Source organism: Sediminibacterium salmoneum NBRC 103935 (assembly GCF_000511175.1).
GTDB lineage: Bacteria > Bacteroidota > Bacteroidia > Chitinophagales > Chitinophagaceae > Sediminibacterium > Sediminibacterium salmoneum.
Window position 1 is genome coordinate 1,751,311 of the sequence record NZ_KI866530.1, and the last position, 16,779, is coordinate 1,768,089.

General features: G+C 40.4%; 16 protein-coding genes and 1 tRNA gene. 5 read left to right on the top strand and 12 right to left on the bottom strand.

What is annotated here, in order from left to right; genetic code table 11:
• The 5 genes from P767_RS16425 to P767_RS0108240 form a co-directional block, all read right to left on the bottom strand.
• A complete protein-coding gene (locus tag P767_RS16425; protein ID WP_026764117.1) occupies positions 1–663 on the bottom strand; it encodes a DUF6055 domain-containing protein in 663 nt (220 codons plus the stop codon).
• Positions 664–778: 115 nt separating this feature from the next.
• Entirely contained in the window at positions 779–1,924 is a 1,146-nt protein-coding gene (locus P767_RS0108220; RefSeq protein WP_026764118.1) for an ATP-binding protein, read from the bottom strand.
• A gap of 332 nt (positions 1,925–2,256) precedes the next feature.
• Positions 2,257–2,343: transfer RNA gene (locus tag P767_RS0108230), tRNA-Ser, on the bottom strand.
• A 113-nt stretch (positions 2,344–2,456) separates the two neighbouring features.
• Positions 2,457–3,224 carry a TatD family hydrolase gene (locus tag P767_RS0108235; protein WP_026764120.1) on the bottom strand — a complete coding sequence of 256 codons (768 nt, stop codon included), beginning with the start codon at positions 3,222–3,224 and terminating at the stop codon, positions 2,457–2,459.
• 215 nt (positions 3,225–3,439) lie between these two features.
• The gene (locus tag P767_RS0108240) at positions 3,440–4,042 is read right to left on the bottom strand and encodes a polysaccharide deacetylase family protein (protein ID WP_026764121.1); all 603 of its coding nucleotides are present in this window, start codon (positions 4,040–4,042) and stop codon (positions 3,440–3,442) included.
• Between the two features lie 48 nt (positions 4,043–4,090).
• On the opposite strand from P767_RS0108240, the gene gltX reads away from it, so the two are divergent.
• The 5 genes from gltX to fumC all read left to right on the top strand — a co-directional run bounded on the left by gltX (position 4,091) and on the right by fumC (position 8,893).
• The gene (gene gltX / locus P767_RS0108245; protein ID WP_026764122.1) at positions 4,091–5,659 is read left to right on the top strand and encodes a glutamate--tRNA ligase; all 1,569 of its coding nucleotides are present in this window, start codon (positions 4,091–4,093) and stop codon (positions 5,657–5,659) included.
• An 8-nt stretch (positions 5,660–5,667) separates the two neighbouring features.
• On the top strand, positions 5,668–6,075 hold the full coding sequence (locus tag P767_RS0108250) for a cobalamin B12-binding domain-containing protein (RefSeq protein ID WP_026764123.1): 408 nt from the start codon (positions 5,668–5,670) through the stop codon (positions 6,073–6,075).
• Positions 6,076–6,129: 54 nt separating this feature from the next.
• Entirely contained in the window at positions 6,130–6,909 is a 780-nt protein-coding gene (locus P767_RS0108255) for an enoyl-CoA hydratase/isomerase family protein (protein ID WP_026764124.1), read from the top strand.
• Between the two features lie 68 nt (positions 6,910–6,977).
• A complete protein-coding gene (locus tag P767_RS0108260; RefSeq protein WP_026764125.1) occupies positions 6,978–7,427 on the top strand; it encodes a hypothetical protein in 450 nt (149 codons plus the stop codon).
• A 65-nt stretch (positions 7,428–7,492) separates the two neighbouring features.
• Positions 7,493–8,893, top strand: a complete 1,401-nt coding sequence (gene fumC / locus P767_RS0108265) for a class II fumarate hydratase (RefSeq protein WP_026764126.1) — start codon at positions 7,493–7,495, stop codon at positions 8,891–8,893.
• Positions 8,894–9,128: 235 nt separating this feature from the next.
• Here fumC and P767_RS0108270 read toward each other — a convergent pair whose 3' ends face one another.
• The 7 genes from P767_RS0108270 to P767_RS0108300 all read right to left on the bottom strand — a co-directional run bounded on the left by P767_RS0108270 (position 9,129) and on the right by P767_RS0108300 (position 16,764).
• Entirely contained in the window at positions 9,129–10,031 is a 903-nt protein-coding gene (locus tag P767_RS0108270; protein WP_026764127.1) for a helix-turn-helix domain-containing protein, read from the bottom strand.
• Between the two features lie 18 nt (positions 10,032–10,049).
• Positions 10,050–10,865, bottom strand: a complete 816-nt coding sequence (locus P767_RS0108275) for an SDR family oxidoreductase (RefSeq protein WP_026764128.1) — start codon at positions 10,863–10,865, stop codon at positions 10,050–10,052.
• A 283-nt stretch (positions 10,866–11,148) separates the two neighbouring features.
• Positions 11,149–12,771 (bottom strand): amidohydrolase, encoded by a 1,623-nt coding sequence (locus P767_RS0108280; RefSeq protein WP_026764129.1) that lies wholly within the window; start codon positions 12,769–12,771, stop codon positions 11,149–11,151.
• A 9-nt stretch (positions 12,772–12,780) separates the two neighbouring features.
• Positions 12,781–13,944: an ATP-binding protein gene (locus P767_RS0108285; RefSeq protein ID WP_157611429.1), complete on the bottom strand. Its 1,164-nt coding sequence runs from the start codon at positions 13,942–13,944 to the stop codon at positions 12,781–12,783.
• Between the two features lie 146 nt (positions 13,945–14,090).
• Positions 14,091–14,768 (bottom strand): lipoprotein signal peptidase, encoded by a 678-nt coding sequence (locus P767_RS0108290; RefSeq protein WP_026764131.1) that lies wholly within the window; start codon positions 14,766–14,768, stop codon positions 14,091–14,093.
• A 50-nt stretch (positions 14,769–14,818) separates the two neighbouring features.
• Entirely contained in the window at positions 14,819–16,381 is a 1,563-nt protein-coding gene (locus tag P767_RS0108295; RefSeq protein WP_026764132.1) for a SprB repeat-containing protein, read from the bottom strand.
• Entirely contained in the window at positions 16,357–16,764 is a 408-nt protein-coding gene (locus P767_RS0108300; protein ID WP_157611431.1) for a hypothetical protein, read from the bottom strand. Before P767_RS0108300 ends, P767_RS0108295 begins: the two co-directional genes overlap by 25 nt.
• Positions 16,765–16,779: the final 15 nt, after the last annotated feature.

Here is a 16,779-nt window from a genome sequence, read left to right on the forward strand (position 1 = left end):
TTATGCAGAGAGGAAGGGATTACATAAAGTCATCCAATACGGATAAAGCCACAACATATACTGTGCAGACATTTCAGCAATAGATCCTCTTGGTCCGCGTTTATTATCGGCTCTGATCATAAACTGAAAAGAATGTCCTAATTCGTGCGCCAGTGCACCGTATGGTGCTTTATTCATTCTGGCTGCAGGCGTCCATAGCATCCCGATTTTATTATCCGCTCCCCCACCAAGTGCAGTTGCACCCTCTCCACCAATAACATATAGCACCATTTTATACTGGTCTGTTAAAGAATTTCCTCTTACTACCAATTTTAACTGATTCACATAATAATCATAAAACCGCTCTAACTCTTCCAGGGCATTGGATACATTAAAACGCTTTTGTTCATTGGGGTTTTGCATTGGATCTTTTCCAAATTCCTTTGCCCAAAAAACAACTATATTTTTAGACTCAGCCATTCTGCTAAAACTAAATTCACTGGTATCGCTTAGATAATTATTATTATCGGGTGTACGAAAAACTTTGCCCGGAATATATACTTCTTTTTCACCTGCTCTTTTTATTTGAGCAAAAGGCTCAGGAATTTTATTGTTGCTGGGCTGTGCAAAAGCTGGAAAAGAAAAAGCAAAAAATGCTATTAGGACTAAAACAAAATTTTTCATGATAAAAAGTTTATTTGAAAGGGTACTTATGACCTTGCTTTCAAATATACTTTATATGAATACCCAATCAGGGGCAGTTTACCTATTGGTCAAAATATGTATAGACTTGGTTAATTCATATATGTTGAGAAGTGGTAATCCAATCTAAATAATTGTCTTTGTTTACTATTGAAAATTTAGCTTCTGGGTATGCTTTAGCAAAAGCAAGCGGAACTTTAGCTTTTGACTCTTTCCATTTACATTCTAATGCTTGTAACTGACCATTATTTAATTCAAGCAAATCTATTTCTTGTCCATCATAAGTTCTCCAGAAATAGTATTGAGGTTGATAATTATTGTAGCGATTGAACTTAATACGCTCACTTAAAATATATTGTTCCCATAACTGACCAATATCATTTCGTTGGCTCAAAGGACTAAAATTGTTTATTAAAGCATTTCTGATTCCATTATCAAAAAAATACCACTTCTTACTTTTAGTAACTTCCTTTCTAAGATTTTTGCTATATCCTGTTAATGGATAGATGATAAATACTTTGGAGAGTAAATCTAAATACCGTTCAACTGTAGCTTTATTTATTTGTAAATGTGAGGCTAATTCTACCGTACTTACCTGACTACCTAATTGCCAAGCAAGCATTTGCAATAATTTAAAAAGAATATCAGCTCCCTTTATATTTTCATAAGAAAGCAAATCTTTCAACAAATAGCTATTAACCATTTGCTTTAAATAAGTTTCTTTTTCTTGTATAGTATTTAAATGCCACAACTCAGGATAACTTCCATAAACAAGCCGCTCTTCTAAATTTTGATTGGTCGCAATAAAATTTTCAATAGTGGACAATTCAACCTGAGCGATCGGGAATAAATAAAATTCAAAATTTCTTCCAACCAATGGTTCTCCAGCGCTATTTACTAAATCAAAACTGCTACTTCCAGTTGCTATTACTGTAATACCTTTTACCGTATCAATTAATAGTTTTAAAATTTTGCCAATCTCTGGAATGGCTTGTGCTTCTTCTATAATAATGATTTTCTTTCCGCTGGTTAGTTTTTGATAATTTGAAACCGTTCTATTTTGTAAGATGTTTGATATCTGCATATCTTCTCCATGCAAAAGCATTGCATCTTTCGAATATTTTTGAACAACCTTTTCTATGATTGTTGTCTTTCCCGTTCGTCTTGTACCATAAAGTAGGATTACTTTTTGTTGTCCAATTTTGGACTCAATTTGCGTTTGTAGTATACGAGGAATATCCATATTTATATAAATTAGGCTAGTCTACTGTCGCAATTTACATAAATTGGGGCAAATAAGGAGTTTTTATTCCCTTTGGGTTGTTGCGTTGCCTTTTAGTTAGCTCCGCTAAGAAAGGATTAGCTGCTCTACCCTTTGGGTATTCGCAGCTGTGCCCAGCGATTAGCTTCGATGATCCCCGGGTGGGGGTAGCAATAAGAGGGAACGGGAAAAACCGGGCACGCAGTGCCCGAGGTTTTTTATGCCCCATTTCTCCCTCGGGACTAAAGTCCCGGAATCGAACTGGGGCATAAAAAAACCTGACTTCGTCAGGTTTTTTTTCGTTCATCTTGTTGCAGAGAGGAAGGGATTCGAACCCTCGATACAGTTTCCCGTATACACACTTTCCAGGCGTGCTCCTTCAACCACTCGGACACCTCTCTGTATATGGTTGTTTAATTGGGCTGCAAATATAGGCCCTAATCGGCAAACTAGGGAAGGTTTTCGCTGTAAATTAGGGAAGTAAGCCTCGAAAGCAAGATTCCATTCTTTAAGCTCATCCCCTGAACAAAGCCGTTGCGTTGGCAGTAGTGATTTCCGCTAATTCGGCGGTTGTAATCCCCTTAGCCCCTGCCAACACTTCTGCCACGTGCACCAGATAACCGGGTTCGTTGCGTTTGCCCCGGTATGGAACCGGACTTAAATAGGGTGCATCGGTCTCCAGCACCAGGTGCTCTACCCCTATGTTCTCCAATGCCTTGGGCAGGCCTGCATTTTTATAAGTAAGCACTCCGCCTATGCCTAGCAAAAAGCCCATATTCACGATTTGTTGGGCCGACTCATAGGATCCGCTAAAACAGTGAAAAATTCCCTTCAGCCCCCTGGCCGCAAAGGGCTTTACCATATCGATGGTTTCCTGCATGGCATTTCGGGTATGAATTACGATCGGTAGATTTTTTTGAACCGCCCATTCCATCTGGGTGGCAAATGCTTCTTGTTGCTCTTTTTTAAACTGGGTATCCCAATAATAATCGAGGCCTATTTCGCCGATGGCACAAAAATCTCTTTGTTCCAGCCAATGCTCTACAATGGCTAGCTCTTGTTGCACATTTTCTTTTACATAACAGGGGTGCAATCCCATCATGGCTTTACATACCCCGGGGTAGTTGGCTTCAAGGGCCAGCATGGCCGGAATGGATTCACTGTCGATGCCTGGTAAATAAAACTGAGCAACTCCCTGAGCCTGAGCCCTTGCTATCACTGCATCTACATCATCTTTAAATTCTTCTACATATAAGTGGCAGTGCGTATCAATCCATTTCATGCATCAAAATTCTACTTTTTTTAGTGCATTTAAAATAAAGTTAACAGCACTGCGTTTATATATGCACGAAAGGTAATTAAACCGAAAGACGAACATTAAGATATTAAATGAATCCCTGCGAAAGTTGAAAAACAGCAGCAGTAACCTTTGTTTTCATAGGGTACGGATTAAAAACAGGCCGGGGTTTCTACCCTGGCCTTCCATTTTTATAGCTATTACAGTGCTTTAAACTGATAGCCCTGCTGCGAAAAATAATCCAGCACTTTGGGCAATGCATGCGACATTTTGGTGAATGCTTTTTCGCTGTCGTGAAATACCACAATCGATCCCGCTTCTGTATGTTTAATACAATAAGCCAGGCAGCCTTCGGGGGTTAAATTAGGATCAAAATCGCCGCTTAAGACATCCCACATAATAATTTGCTTATCCAGCTGTTTCGCCTGACTGCGGCGGATCCGTCCATAAGGCGGTCTGAAAAAAGAACTCTCAATTACTTCTTCGGCCTGCCGTATGTTCTGCAGGTATTGTTCGTCCGGCGTTTTCCATCCATTTAAATGATGCTCTGTATGATTGCCCACGGTATGGCCTTCTGCTAATATGCGCTGATAGATCTCCGGGTGTTTACGCACATTTTTCCCGATGCAAAAGAAACTGGCTTTGGCCTGGTATTGTTGTAGCGTAACCAACACAAAGGGCGTGGCTTTTTCGTGCGGACCATCGTCGAATGTGAGATAGATGGATTTATCCGTACGAGGCATGCGCCAGGTATAGCCCGAAAACCAGGCCCTTAGCCACCAGGGTGTTTTTACCAGATACATAGTTCAAAGATATTCATTAGGGCTGCACGAATGATTTATATTTGCAGCATGGATAAGAAAGTAAGGGTGCGTTTTGCCCCATCCCCTACGGGTGGATTGCATTTAGGCGGCGTTAGAACGGTATTATTTAATTACTTGTTTGCTAAAAAACATGGCGGTGATTTTATTCTGAGAATTGAAGACACCGACCAATCCCGTTTTGTACCCGGTGCGGAAGAATATATTTTCAATACCCTTGCCTGGTGTGGTCTTATACCAGATGAGAGCCCTGTGCATGGCGGACCTTATGCGCCTTACAGACAGAGCGAAAGAAAAGCTACCTATAAGCAATATGCTGAGCAGCTGGTGCAAACCGGTCATGCGTATTATGCATTTGATACACCCGAAGAATTAGAGCAGATGCGGGTGCAATACAAAACGGAAGAAAATCCTTCGCCTCAATACAATCATGCATTGCGTATGAAAATGCGCAACTCACTTACACTGAGTGCCGATGAAGTGGCTGCGTTACTGGCTGCGGGAACGCCCCATGTGGTGCGCATTAAAATGCCGTTGGATGAAACGGTTACGTTTACCGATATGATTCGTGGAGAAGTGAGTTTTCATACTTCACAAGTGGACGATAAAGTGTTGCTAAAAGCGGATGGCATGCCTACTTATCACTTAGCGGTGGTGGTAGATGATTACTTAATGAAAATCAGCCACGCTTTTCGTGGGGAAGAATGGTTGCCCAGTGCACCTGTTCATATTTTGTTGTGGAAATATTTAGGCTGGTCGGCCGATATGCCACAGTGGGCGCACCTTCCATTGATTTTAAAACCCGATGGAAATGGTAAACTCAGCAAGCGCGACGGAGACCGTTTGGGCTTCCCTGTTTTTGCCATGGACTGGACCGATCCTAAAAGCGGTGAAAAAACCATTGGCTTTAAAGAGCGTGGATTTTTGCCGGAAGCTTTTGTGAATCTATTGGCTTTATTGGGTTGGAACGATGGTACCGATCAGGAAATTTTTACCATAGATGAATTGATTCGTGCATTTTCTATGGACCGTGTGCACAAAGGTGGTGCGAAGTTCAATTATGAAAAAGCATTGTGGTATAACCAGGAGTGGATTAAACGCGCTGCTCCGGAACAGTTGGCAGACCAGGTGTCGGAAACCCTTGCTGCGGCTGGGGTTCAGGGGTTTGTTACTGATGCAGGTTCAGCTTCTGCAGGCGTTGACCGCGAGCTGTTGCTGCGCGTGATTCAGTTGGTGAAAGAGCGTTGCACTTTGCTGGCCGACTTTGTGCCACAGGCTGCTTTCTTCTTTGCAACCCCTTCCGAATTTGATACAGCTTCCATCCAACCCAAATGGAATGATACCAAGAATATGTTCTTCATTGAACTCGCCAAAGCTTATGAAAGCAGCGTGGTTTGGGAAGCAACTGATTTGGAAAAAACATTGAAGGAAATTGCGGCAGCGCAGGATTTAAAACCCGGCGAACTGATGTTGCCATTGCGCATCATGTTGGTAGGGGGTAAATTTGGACCCGGCGTTTTTGATATTGCAGAAATCATCGGCAAAGAAGCCACGATAGAAAGAATTAAAAAAGTGTTGAGTATTTTGGAACATAATTAACCAGTGATATGAACAGACCTATACGGGTTTTAGTAGCAAAAGTGGGATTAGACGGACACGATCGCGGAGCAAAAATTATTGCCACCGCTTTGCGCAACGAAGGCATGGAAGTAATTTATACCGGCCTGCGACAAACCCCTGAAATGGTGGTGAACGCTGCCTTGCAGGAAGACGTGGACGCCATTGGCATCAGCATTTTGAGTGGTGCGCATATGACCGTTTTTCCCAAAGTCATTGGCTTAATGAAAGAAAAAGGCCTGAACGATGTTTTGCTTACCGGCGGCGGGATTATACCTGATGACGATATGAAAGCGCTGAAAGATATGGGCGTTGGGGAACTCTTTGCCCCCGGCACTTCTACTACTAATATCGCCAGCTATATTAAGGAATGGGTGAAGATTAACAGACCGTTTTAGGGTTACCAGTTTTCTTTTCCCTCTCTGCTGTATCTTTGCGCCAAATTTAACGAGATGGCTTACCAAACTTTATTGACTGCCCTCGAACAGGGTATCTTCACTATTACCATTAATCGTCCGGACAAATTAAATGCACTGAATCAGCAAGTGATGAGCGATTTAAGTGCTGCTATGGATGAAGTGTATAGCAATGCCGAGATTAAATCGGTGATCATTACCGGTGCAGGCCCCAAAGCCTTTGTTGCTGGTGCAGATATCAGTGAATTTATTGGTGCTTCTGTTGCAGAAGGAATGGCACTCGCTAAAAAAGGACAAGACATTTTTTTCAAGATTGAAAATTCTCCCAAGCCTGTCGTGGCCTGCGTGAATGGTTTTGCATTAGGGGGTGGATGTGAACTGGCGATGAGTTGTCATTTCCGCATTGCATCGAACAACGCAAAATTCGGACAGCCAGAAGTGAACCTGGGATTGATTCCTGGCTATGGTGGCACACAACGTCTGGTACAGTTGATTGGTAAAGGACGTGCGTTGGAATTACTAATGAGTGCGGGAATGATTGATGCCGCTACTGCTTTACAATACGGATTGGTGAACTATGTAGTGGCCCCGGAAGAATTGATTGCAAAAGCTGTTTCCATATTATCTGTGATTAACGAAAAAGCACCTTTGGCTGTTGCAGGTTGCATACTCAGTGCCAATGCAGTGTATAAAGAAAATGTGAATGGCTACAGCGTGGAGATTGCTGAGTTCGGCAACTGCTTTGGTACCGATGATATGAAGGAAGGCACTACAGCCTTCATAGAAAAACGCAAGGCGAATTTCGCAGGCAAGTAAATCCAGGCGTGAACATATTTTATTTTTTGGCATATAATTTGTTTTCATAAGTTGATAAACCAACTAACATGAATAAACTCTTTATTGCCTTCGCAATTGCGTTTAGTAGCCTCTCTTGTTCCAAAGTTCCCGATTACCTTACCACACCCAAAACAGCAACGGGTGAGAGAACATTTTATTGGATTGACAACAACAATGTAATTTACTGTGACTCTGCATATGCCATAAGGTTCAATAACACCATATATGCTTACAAAACAACCAGTTTGGGCAGATACTATTTTGAAATAAAATTGAACGGGATTGACAGAACCTCTTATGATTTTAATGCGGCGGGCAACATTTTTACTTACCAGAAACCTAGTTCAACTGATGTCTTAAGGGGAATTAGCGGAAAAGTTGATATTCTCACCAGACCCGAAACAACCATTCAAGGCGTTGGGACTGTCTATTTTGCAAACCCCAATGGCAGAGACAGCCTTACTTTCTTATTTGATAAATTACCCATCAGAAACTAGGACTTACAGGTAACGGTTGATTATTTACCTTTGCACTCATTTTTAGACCCTTTAAAAATTTAATGATGGACTACCGTATTGAGAAGGACACAATGGGCGAGGTAAAAGTACCTGCACACGTTTATTGGGGCGCACAAACACAGCGCAGTATTGAGAATTTTCCGATTGCGCAGGACATTAACAAAATGCCAAAAGAAATTATTGCGGCATTTGCTTATTTAAAAAAGGCTGCTGCTTTAACCAATATGGAAGCAGGTGTTTTACCAGCTGAAAAAGCAGAATTGATTGGTACTGTATGTGATGAAATATTATCGGGTACTTTAAGTGATCAGTTTCCATTGGTTGTATGGCAAACGGGTAGCGGCACACAGAGCAATATGAACGTAAACGAAGTAATTGCATATCGTGGACATGTATTAAAAGGTGGAAGCTTAACCGACAAAGACAAGTTCTTGCATCCAAATGATGATGTAAACAAGTCTCAGAGCAGTAATGATACTTTCCCAACTGCCATGCATATTGCAGCGTACAAGATTTTAGTGGAGACTACCATTCCTGGTATTGAAAAATTACGTGATACTTTAGCTGCTAAGAGCAAAGCTTTCATGCATATTGTAAAGATTGGCCGTACACATTTCATGGACGCTACTCCTTTAACCGTAGGTCAGGAAATCAGCGGCTATGTTTCTCAGTTAAACCATGGATTAAAAGCCATTAAGAACAGCCTTGAACACTTAAGTGAACTAGCATTGGGTGGAACTGCCGTTGGTACTGGTATCAATACCCCTAAAGGATATGATGTAAATGTGGCCAAACATATTGCCAACCTAACCGGATTGCCTTTTGTAACTGCTGAAAATAAGTTTGAAGCCTTGGCAGCGCACGATGCTATTGTTGAAGCACACGGCGCTTTGAAAACAGTAGCCGTTAGTTTGATGAAGATTGCCAACGATATCCGTATGTTGTCTTCCGGACCCAGAAGCGGTATTGGTGAATTGTTTATTCCAGACAACGAACCAGGTTCTTCTATTATGCCAGGTAAAGTAAATCCAACTCAGTGTGAAGCATTAACCATGATTGCTGCTCAGGTAATGGGGAACGATGTAGCCATTAATATTGGTGGCTCTAACGGTCATTTTGAATTGAACGTATTCAAGCCTGTTATGATTTACAACTTCTTACACAGTGCCCGCTTAATTGGAGATGGTTGTGTAAGCTTTAACGATAAGTGCGCAATAGGTATTGAACCTATTGAAGCCAATATTCAGAAGCACGTAAATAATTCCTTGATGTTGGTGACTGCACTAAACACCAAGATTGGTTACTACAAAGCCGCTGAAATTGCACAGAAAGCACACAAGGAAGGAACTACTTTAAAGGAAATGGCTATTAAGCTTGGGTACTTAACTGCAGAAGAGTTTGATCTTTGGGTGGTGCCTTCGCAAATGGTTGGTGAGCTTAAGTAAATTAATATAAGCAGGGGCTGCATGGCAATTCTCACTGCCCTCAAATTTTAGCATTTTTATTTTTCATTTCTTGAAAAGTAGCGTTGCTAAAATTTGAGAAATGTTCGAATTAGCATGTTTGCCCTCTTTAATTATATATCACTCATGTGTGTGTAAGCTCAAAATTTGAGGGCCGAGAGAATTTGTACGTGCTTTTTCTTATGCGAGAATTGGCATATGCTATCTCCTTTACTTCTCAATTCAGGTTGCGGTATTCAACCGGGGTTTTGCCGGTCTTTAGCTTAAAGAGCTTATTAAAATACTGCGGATATTCAAAGCCCATGGCATAGGCGATTTCATTGATGTTCAAGTTGCTATTAAGTAGCCTTGTTTTTGCTTCTTCTATCAGATAGTAATGAATCAGATCCTGTGCGTTTCTGCCCGTCTCCTTCTTTAAAATATCACTTAAATAGCCTGGTGATAGATGCACTTGTGCAGCTAAATACTTTACGGTAGGTAGCTCACTAATTTCCTTATTGGCAAAAAACGTTTTGAGTGCATTTTCAATGGCGGCAACAATAGAAGTATTTGCTTCCTTCCTGGTTATTAATTGCCTTCCGTAAAAACGTTTACAATACTCGAGCAATAAGTCTATAGAAGAAACTACAATTGGCTGACTGTAATCATCAATGTTTTCTTTTAACTCCGACTCAATTTTTTGTACTAATTTGTATAGAATGGTTTTCTCTTTTTCAGACAAGTGAAGTGCTTCAGAAATTTCGTATTCAAAGAAACCATACTGTTGAATTTTCTCATGCAATGCCGTAGCTCTAATTAAGTCGGGATGAAAGAACAATCCCCAACCCAACATATCTTCTCTTGGTGCTACTTCACTATCAATCTCTATCACCTGACCAGGTGCTATACAGATTAGGTTTCCATCCTGAAAGTCAATTGTTTTTCTGCCATATTTAATATGATTACTACAATAATTCTTAAACATGATAGAATAAAAATCTGTGGTAATCTTGGTATGCTGGTCAATGGTTTCAGACACTTTACTAAAATCCATTACGGCAACTAAAGGATGATGTTGGCTTCCTAAATTGAACAACTTAAATAAGTCGGACATGCTATGCAGATGAATCAATGTCTTCATATTGTAATTATCAGGTAATTAAAGACCAAACTGTGATTTGATTCCACTTATAAAGCTGGCATCATCAGCTTGTTTGCGTGTTTCCATTAACATTTTTGCATCTTCGCCAGCAGTATAACGTAACTGCTGCTTACCGTCGGTTGCTGCTTCAAATATAACATTTGCTACCAAACTGGCTGGTGAGGCATTGGCTGCCATAATGGGCATTGCATTTATCAAAGCACCTACTAAGGGTTGATAGGCCTCCATCGTTGCATCGTTACTAAAATCAAATGATCTGCCAGCAAAGTCGGTTGCAATCATTCCTGGTTCTATAATTTTCACTTGTCCCCCAAAAGACTCAACCTCATAGGATAGTGATTCAGAAATTCCTTCTACTGCAAATTTGGTTCCGTGGTATAGACTACCTAATGGGAATGTCATTTTTCCTCCAATGGAAGAAATATTAATTACCATACCCTTCTTTTGCGCTCTGAAGTAAGGAAGAACGGCTCTGGTTACATCGAGCAGGCCAATTACATTCGTATTGAACTGTCTTAATATTTGATCTTTGGTAAATGATTCCAGAGGGCCATAAGCGCCGTATCCTGCATTATTTAACAATACATCAATACCACCAAAACGAAGAAGGGCCTGATCAACTGCTGCTTGAATGCTTTTCAAATCCAATACATCCAAAGGCAGCACCAATATGTTATCCAATAGATTTAGCTCAGTCGCAACAGCCGGATTGCGCATGGTTGCTACTACATTCCATCCTTTAGACTGAAACAATAAAGCAGTTTCTTTTCCAATACCACTGCTGGCACCTGTAATAAAAATTGTCTTTTGCATATTTGATTATTTAAGAAGCAAAGTTTCTCTAAATAATCAGCAGCGAATTATACAAACTCAGGTAAGCATTATACAAATACAGGATTTATTCAATTTTAAGAATTAAAGTGGAATGAATTGCATTGATTTCTTATTGATAAATGAAAAGGGAGGGATATATGCTGATTCGAGCATTTCTCAAATTTTAGCATAGCTACTTCTAAAGGAATGAGAAATAATTATGCTAAAATTTGAGGGCAGCGAGAATTGGCATATGCCCTCCCTTTAACTAATAATAAAAGTATCAATGCACTCGCTTCCCACCCAGATAAGTTGCAGTGACTTTTGTTTTAAGAATATCTGCTTCAGCAACAGACATAAGGTCTTTATCCAGAATAATAAAATCTGCTTTCTTTCCTGCTTCAAGGCTTCCTACTTCTTTGTCGAGGAATCCTGCTTTAGCAGCCCAGATGGTCATTCCCTTGATTGTTTCTTGGCGGGTTAACGCATTCTCCATCTGAAATCCTTCTGCAGGATATCCATTTGCATCTTTGCGCACAACGGATGCCAGGAAGGTTTTAAAAGTGGAAATATTTTCTACCGGGAAATCGGTTCCTAATGGTATCCATCCATTTTGCTTTAGCAAATCTTTGAAGGCATATGCTCCCTTCATTCTTTCCTTACCCAATCTGGATTCTGCCCAATACATATCACTGGTTCCGTGGGTGGGTTGCACAGAAGGAACCACATTCACTTTACCAAATAACTGAAAATCTTCGGGTGCTACAATCTGCGCGTGTTCTATTCTCCAGCGTTTGTCATTGCCGGGTTGCAGGTATTTGTTATAGATGGTTAAGATCTCTCTGTTAGCGCTGTCTCCAATGGCATGGGTACACATCTGGAACTCCGTTTTGCTCAACACATTGGCCAGTGAATCGTAATGACTTTTGTTGCGCAATAAAAATCCGCCCCAACCTGGTTGGTCTGTGTAATGTTTTAATAAACAGGCACCACGGCTTCCGAGTGCTCCATCTGCATACACTTTAAATCCGTTCACAAATAATTTATCCGTTTTATATGGACCTTTCTTAAGATACACATTGTAATTGTCTGGATTGTCAGATAGCATTACATACAAGCGCATGTTCAACTGATTGCTCTTGTGCAATCCATCTAATAAGTCTACATCTTGATGACTTAATCCACAATCTGTAATGGTAGTTAATCCCTGTGCAAAGCAATTCTTCTCTGCTGTTTTTAACCAGGTTGCCCACTCTTCCTTAGTTGGTGAAGGAATTTTGGCATATACCGCTGCATCACCGTTATCGATCATCACGCCTGTTAGCTTTCCATTGATGGTTTCTATTTCACCACCTACTACTTTATCACCTGGCTTAATGCCGGCTAATGCTAAAGCAGCATCGTTAGCAATAGATGCGTGTCCATCCACACGGGCAATTACTACAGGCGTGTTCGGGAAATATTTATTCAGCAATTCATTGGTAGGATATTTCTTGCCTGGCCATTTATTCTGGTCCCATCCTCTACCCTGTATGAATTTAATTTCAGGATGCTCTTTGGAAAAAGCTACAATTCGGTCTACGGTTTCTTCCCAGGTGCTGGTGTTGAATAAATCTACCTGATACAAGGAGGAAGCATATCCAAGAAAATGCGCATGCGCATCTATAAAGCCCGGATAAATGGCAGCTCCTTTTGCATCTACAACACTATCAGCTTTGTATTTGCCTGTTATATCATCATTGGTTCCAATTGCTACAATCTTTCCATCTTTAATGGCCATGGCTTCCACCACAGTGAAGGCAGAATCTACGGTATAAATTTTAGCGTGGTGTACAATGGTATCCACATTATTTGAGTTGCACGCAGCAAGCGCTGCAACAAAAAAAAGGAAGAATATTTTTTTCATTTGTATTTTTTAAAACTGATTAATTTGATTCCAGGGCAATATGTTTTGATTGGGTTTTATTTCATCGGCCTTATCTCCTCCGTAAATTAATAAAGTATTGGCATCCGGATGATATTTGTTCCAATGATTCAAGCCTTTTAGCATGGAGGAATCAACTTTCTTAGAAGACTTAATTTCCACAGCAAACAACTCATCGTTTTTATGCACGAGCAAATCAACTTCGTTTCCAGTACTGTCTCTATAAAAATACATGGGCTTTGTATCCCCCTCATTTATACGGTTTTTTTGAATTTCAGAGATGATCCAGTTTTCGAAAATGGATCCGTATTGAGGGTGTTTTCTTAGTTGTGTTTTATTCTGTATTCCCAACAGATAACATAATAATCCTGTATCATGAAAATACAATTTGGGACTCTTGATTAACCGCTTATTCGCATTATTAAACCATGGTTGCAATTGATAAACCAAGAAACTACTTTCTAACAGACCCAACCAGGATTGTATCGTTTTTGTATCAACACCTGTGCCTTTTGCCAAAGCTTCTCTATTTACCAACTGTCCTGCATAATTAGCGCACAAAAATACAAACCGACTAAAAGTGGCTAAATCATTGATATTTTTAAGCAACCGAATATCACGCTGCACATAGGTTTGCACGTAACTTTCCAGCCAAATAGTAGACTGTAGCTTTTCCTGCCATATTTCCGGATAACCTCCATTTACAATGAGCTCATCAACTGTTTCCGAAGGCAAACCCGCTGACGATATTTCCTCAAAACTCAGCGGCAATAAAGACAAATATCCAGCTCTCCCTGCCAAAGATTGCGACACCTGTTCCTGGAGTAAAAAGTTATTAGAGCCCGTTAATATGTACTGGCCACGTTGGGTATTTTTATCCAGCATTTCCTGCAGATACCTGAATATTAAAGGCACTCTCTGCACTTCATCAAATATGGCTCCCTTGCTATAAGTTTTTAAGAAAATCTCTGGATTTTCCAGAAAGGCTACTTGAGTAGAGGGAGTTTCAAAATTTACATAGGGCTTGTCTTTAAACAGCATTTTACTCAAAGTAGTTTTACCACTTTGCCTTGGACCTGTAATACACAAAGCCCTGAACTGACTCAACTTAAATTCAGCCTGAACAAAAATCTCCCTTTTAATCAATTTTGCCATAGCACCCTGTTTTGACAACAGATTCAAACTCCAGATTTACAAAAATATGCAAAAATGGAATCCGACTCCAGATTTACAAAAATATGTAAAAATGGAATCCGACTCCAGATTTACAAAAAATTGCAAAAATGGAATTAGGCCTCTATTTAAAATATTTGCGTCTTATCGCTTACATCCGCATTGGTTTCTACGGTGTTGTGCTGGGCTTCTTCATGCTTATTGAAGAACTTGTTCTGGAAAATAAGAATGGCAATAACACCTGTTGAAATAGCCATATCTGCCACATTGAATACGGGTCTGAAGAATTCAAACTCTTCCCCACCTACAATGGGTATCCAGCTTGGATACTGAGAATTGGTAATAATGGGGAAATACAACATGTCTACCACTTTCCCATGAAACAATCCGGCATAGCCACCGCCAGCGGGTAAAAAGGTTGCAACGTTCTGTGTAAAAGGATTGCTGGCTTCAAAAATAAGTCCGTAAAAAAGGCTGTCAATTAGATTTCCCAATGCACCGGCATAAATTAGGGCTGCACAAATTAAGAATCCCTTGTGTTGCTTCTGACGGATAAAATTCCGGATCAGGAAACTACCCCAGATAACTGCTACCAACCGGAACAAAGTCAATGCTATTTTACCAAACTCGCCCCCGAATTTCCAGCCCCAGGCCATTCCTTCGTTTTCTACAAAGTGCAATCTGAACCAGGTACCCAGCACATTGTGCTCTTCACCGGTATAGTAGTTCAGTTTAATATAGAACTTAGATCCCTGATCAATCAGCAGAATGGCGAGTATTAGAAATATGATCTGTTTTGCTTTCACGGCTCAATTTTATCGTAAAAACAAAGATAAGGTGCAGTTATAGTATAAAATCATAAATCTGAACCGCCCGATCTGGAAGTATCTTTTTTAGTTGTGTCTTCCACAATCTGAACCGGAGTTGCTGTTATGGTGAATACTTCATTAATTTTTTGCATATCCCCACAATTGGTGTCTGCACGCTTTAATGCCAGTGAATACCTACCAGCCGGAATATTGTCAAAATGCCCGGTTGTATTGCTGTACACCTGATTGTTTACCAGATTGGTCAGAATAAATTGCAAGGACAATTTACTGTCTGTTGCTGCAAAATGTAGCGCGCCATTCTTGGCATCTTCACTGGTTGCCGAAATATTCTTCGTCAGTTTTACTTCCGCTTCCAATACCGATTCTTCAATGCGCAGTTTTCTTTCAATTGGTTTACAAACATCACTGTTGTTAGAGTACACCAATACGGTGTATTCACCGGCAGTCAGGTTGCTAAACAACCAGGTTGGATTATTAGTGAAATCGGTTTTAACAATCTCCTTCTTTGTTTCGGTCTTTGTTAATACATAACGGAAAGGTCCTACACCCTGGGTAATACTTACTGTAAATGATCCATTTGGTGTTTCCGCACAACTGCTTTTTACAATATTGGTTACATTAATTTTTGCTGCAACCGGCTCTGAAAGAGTAGCGGAAAATTCTATTTTATTATTGCAGGAATCCAATACCTGAATTACATACTTTCCAGCTGGCAGACCGGTAAAACTTACTTCGCGGTTTTTGATATCCAGATTACCTGCCTGAGGCAGAATAGTAGCTCTCAGCCCTGCTGGATTACCACCACCGACTGTTAAAATCACAGATCCATCCGACAAACCATTACAGGTTACAGGATTAATTTTTTTGGAGCCCTCTACCAATGCAGGGTGTTCATTTACTACCACTGGATAACTCACATTACATACTCCCTGATTCTGATCGTCATTGGTTAAAACCAACTGGTATTGTCCCTTGGCTATTCCTGTAAACTGAGCATTACCATCTGTTGATTTTACCAGCTTATCTGAAGGCTTTAATTGCAGTGCATATTTTTCTGTAAAGCCCTGAATATTTTTGATGTTCACGATTCCTTCCGACAAATCCTTACAGGTATTGGCCACCGCAATATCACTTAACTGCAATGTAGGCGCAGCGGGCATGAAAATAAAACTACTTTCTGCTGGCATCCCCAGTTCTGATTGCACCATTAAAGAAGCTCTTACCAGGATTTTCTGATTGGCAACGGGCTGTGCTTTCAATACATCACCCATGCTTACTTGTAATTCAGGAGAAGAAGTAGTGGTTAATAAACTCCAGCTGCCTGATCCCTCCAGCTGATACTCCCATTTGTACAATACATCTTCCTTATTGGGCAATAGAGAAGCGCCGGTGGTTAATTTTACTTTTGTATTGCTGCAATACTTGCCGGTTGGATTGTCTAATACAATGGCATCTGCTGCCGGTAAGGAATATTTTATTTTGTATTCAATGGAGAAATTTCCACCTGATGTAGTTACCGACATCTTGTTAGAAGCAACTCCTGGCTTTACAGTCTTTAAGTCAATCACCCATTCACCAAATTCGTGCATTTTGTCTTTATTGAACAAGCCGCTTCCGTCAAATTCACAATCACCTTTCTTTTATTTTTTTCAAAAGCTTCCATCTTCAGACCAATGGCCGAACCACTGCTCAAATCCCATTCAATGGGGAGCAAAGGATAATCTACCATTGCATCCGTTTGTTTAAAATCTACCAGATGAAAGCAATTAAAGCCCTCTGAATCTTTAGGATTCAATAAGGCATTGTTTTGTTTATTGTAGAATTTAATCCGAGGGTCAGTTCCGCTTTTATTTGAATATTTCAAATGGACATCGGTTACCTGAATATTTACCTGAATCTTTTTTTGGGCACTTGCCTGCTGGTTAATAACAACCATGCACAGAGCAACTGATAAAAGTTTTATCACCTTCATGACGTTTCTTTTCGT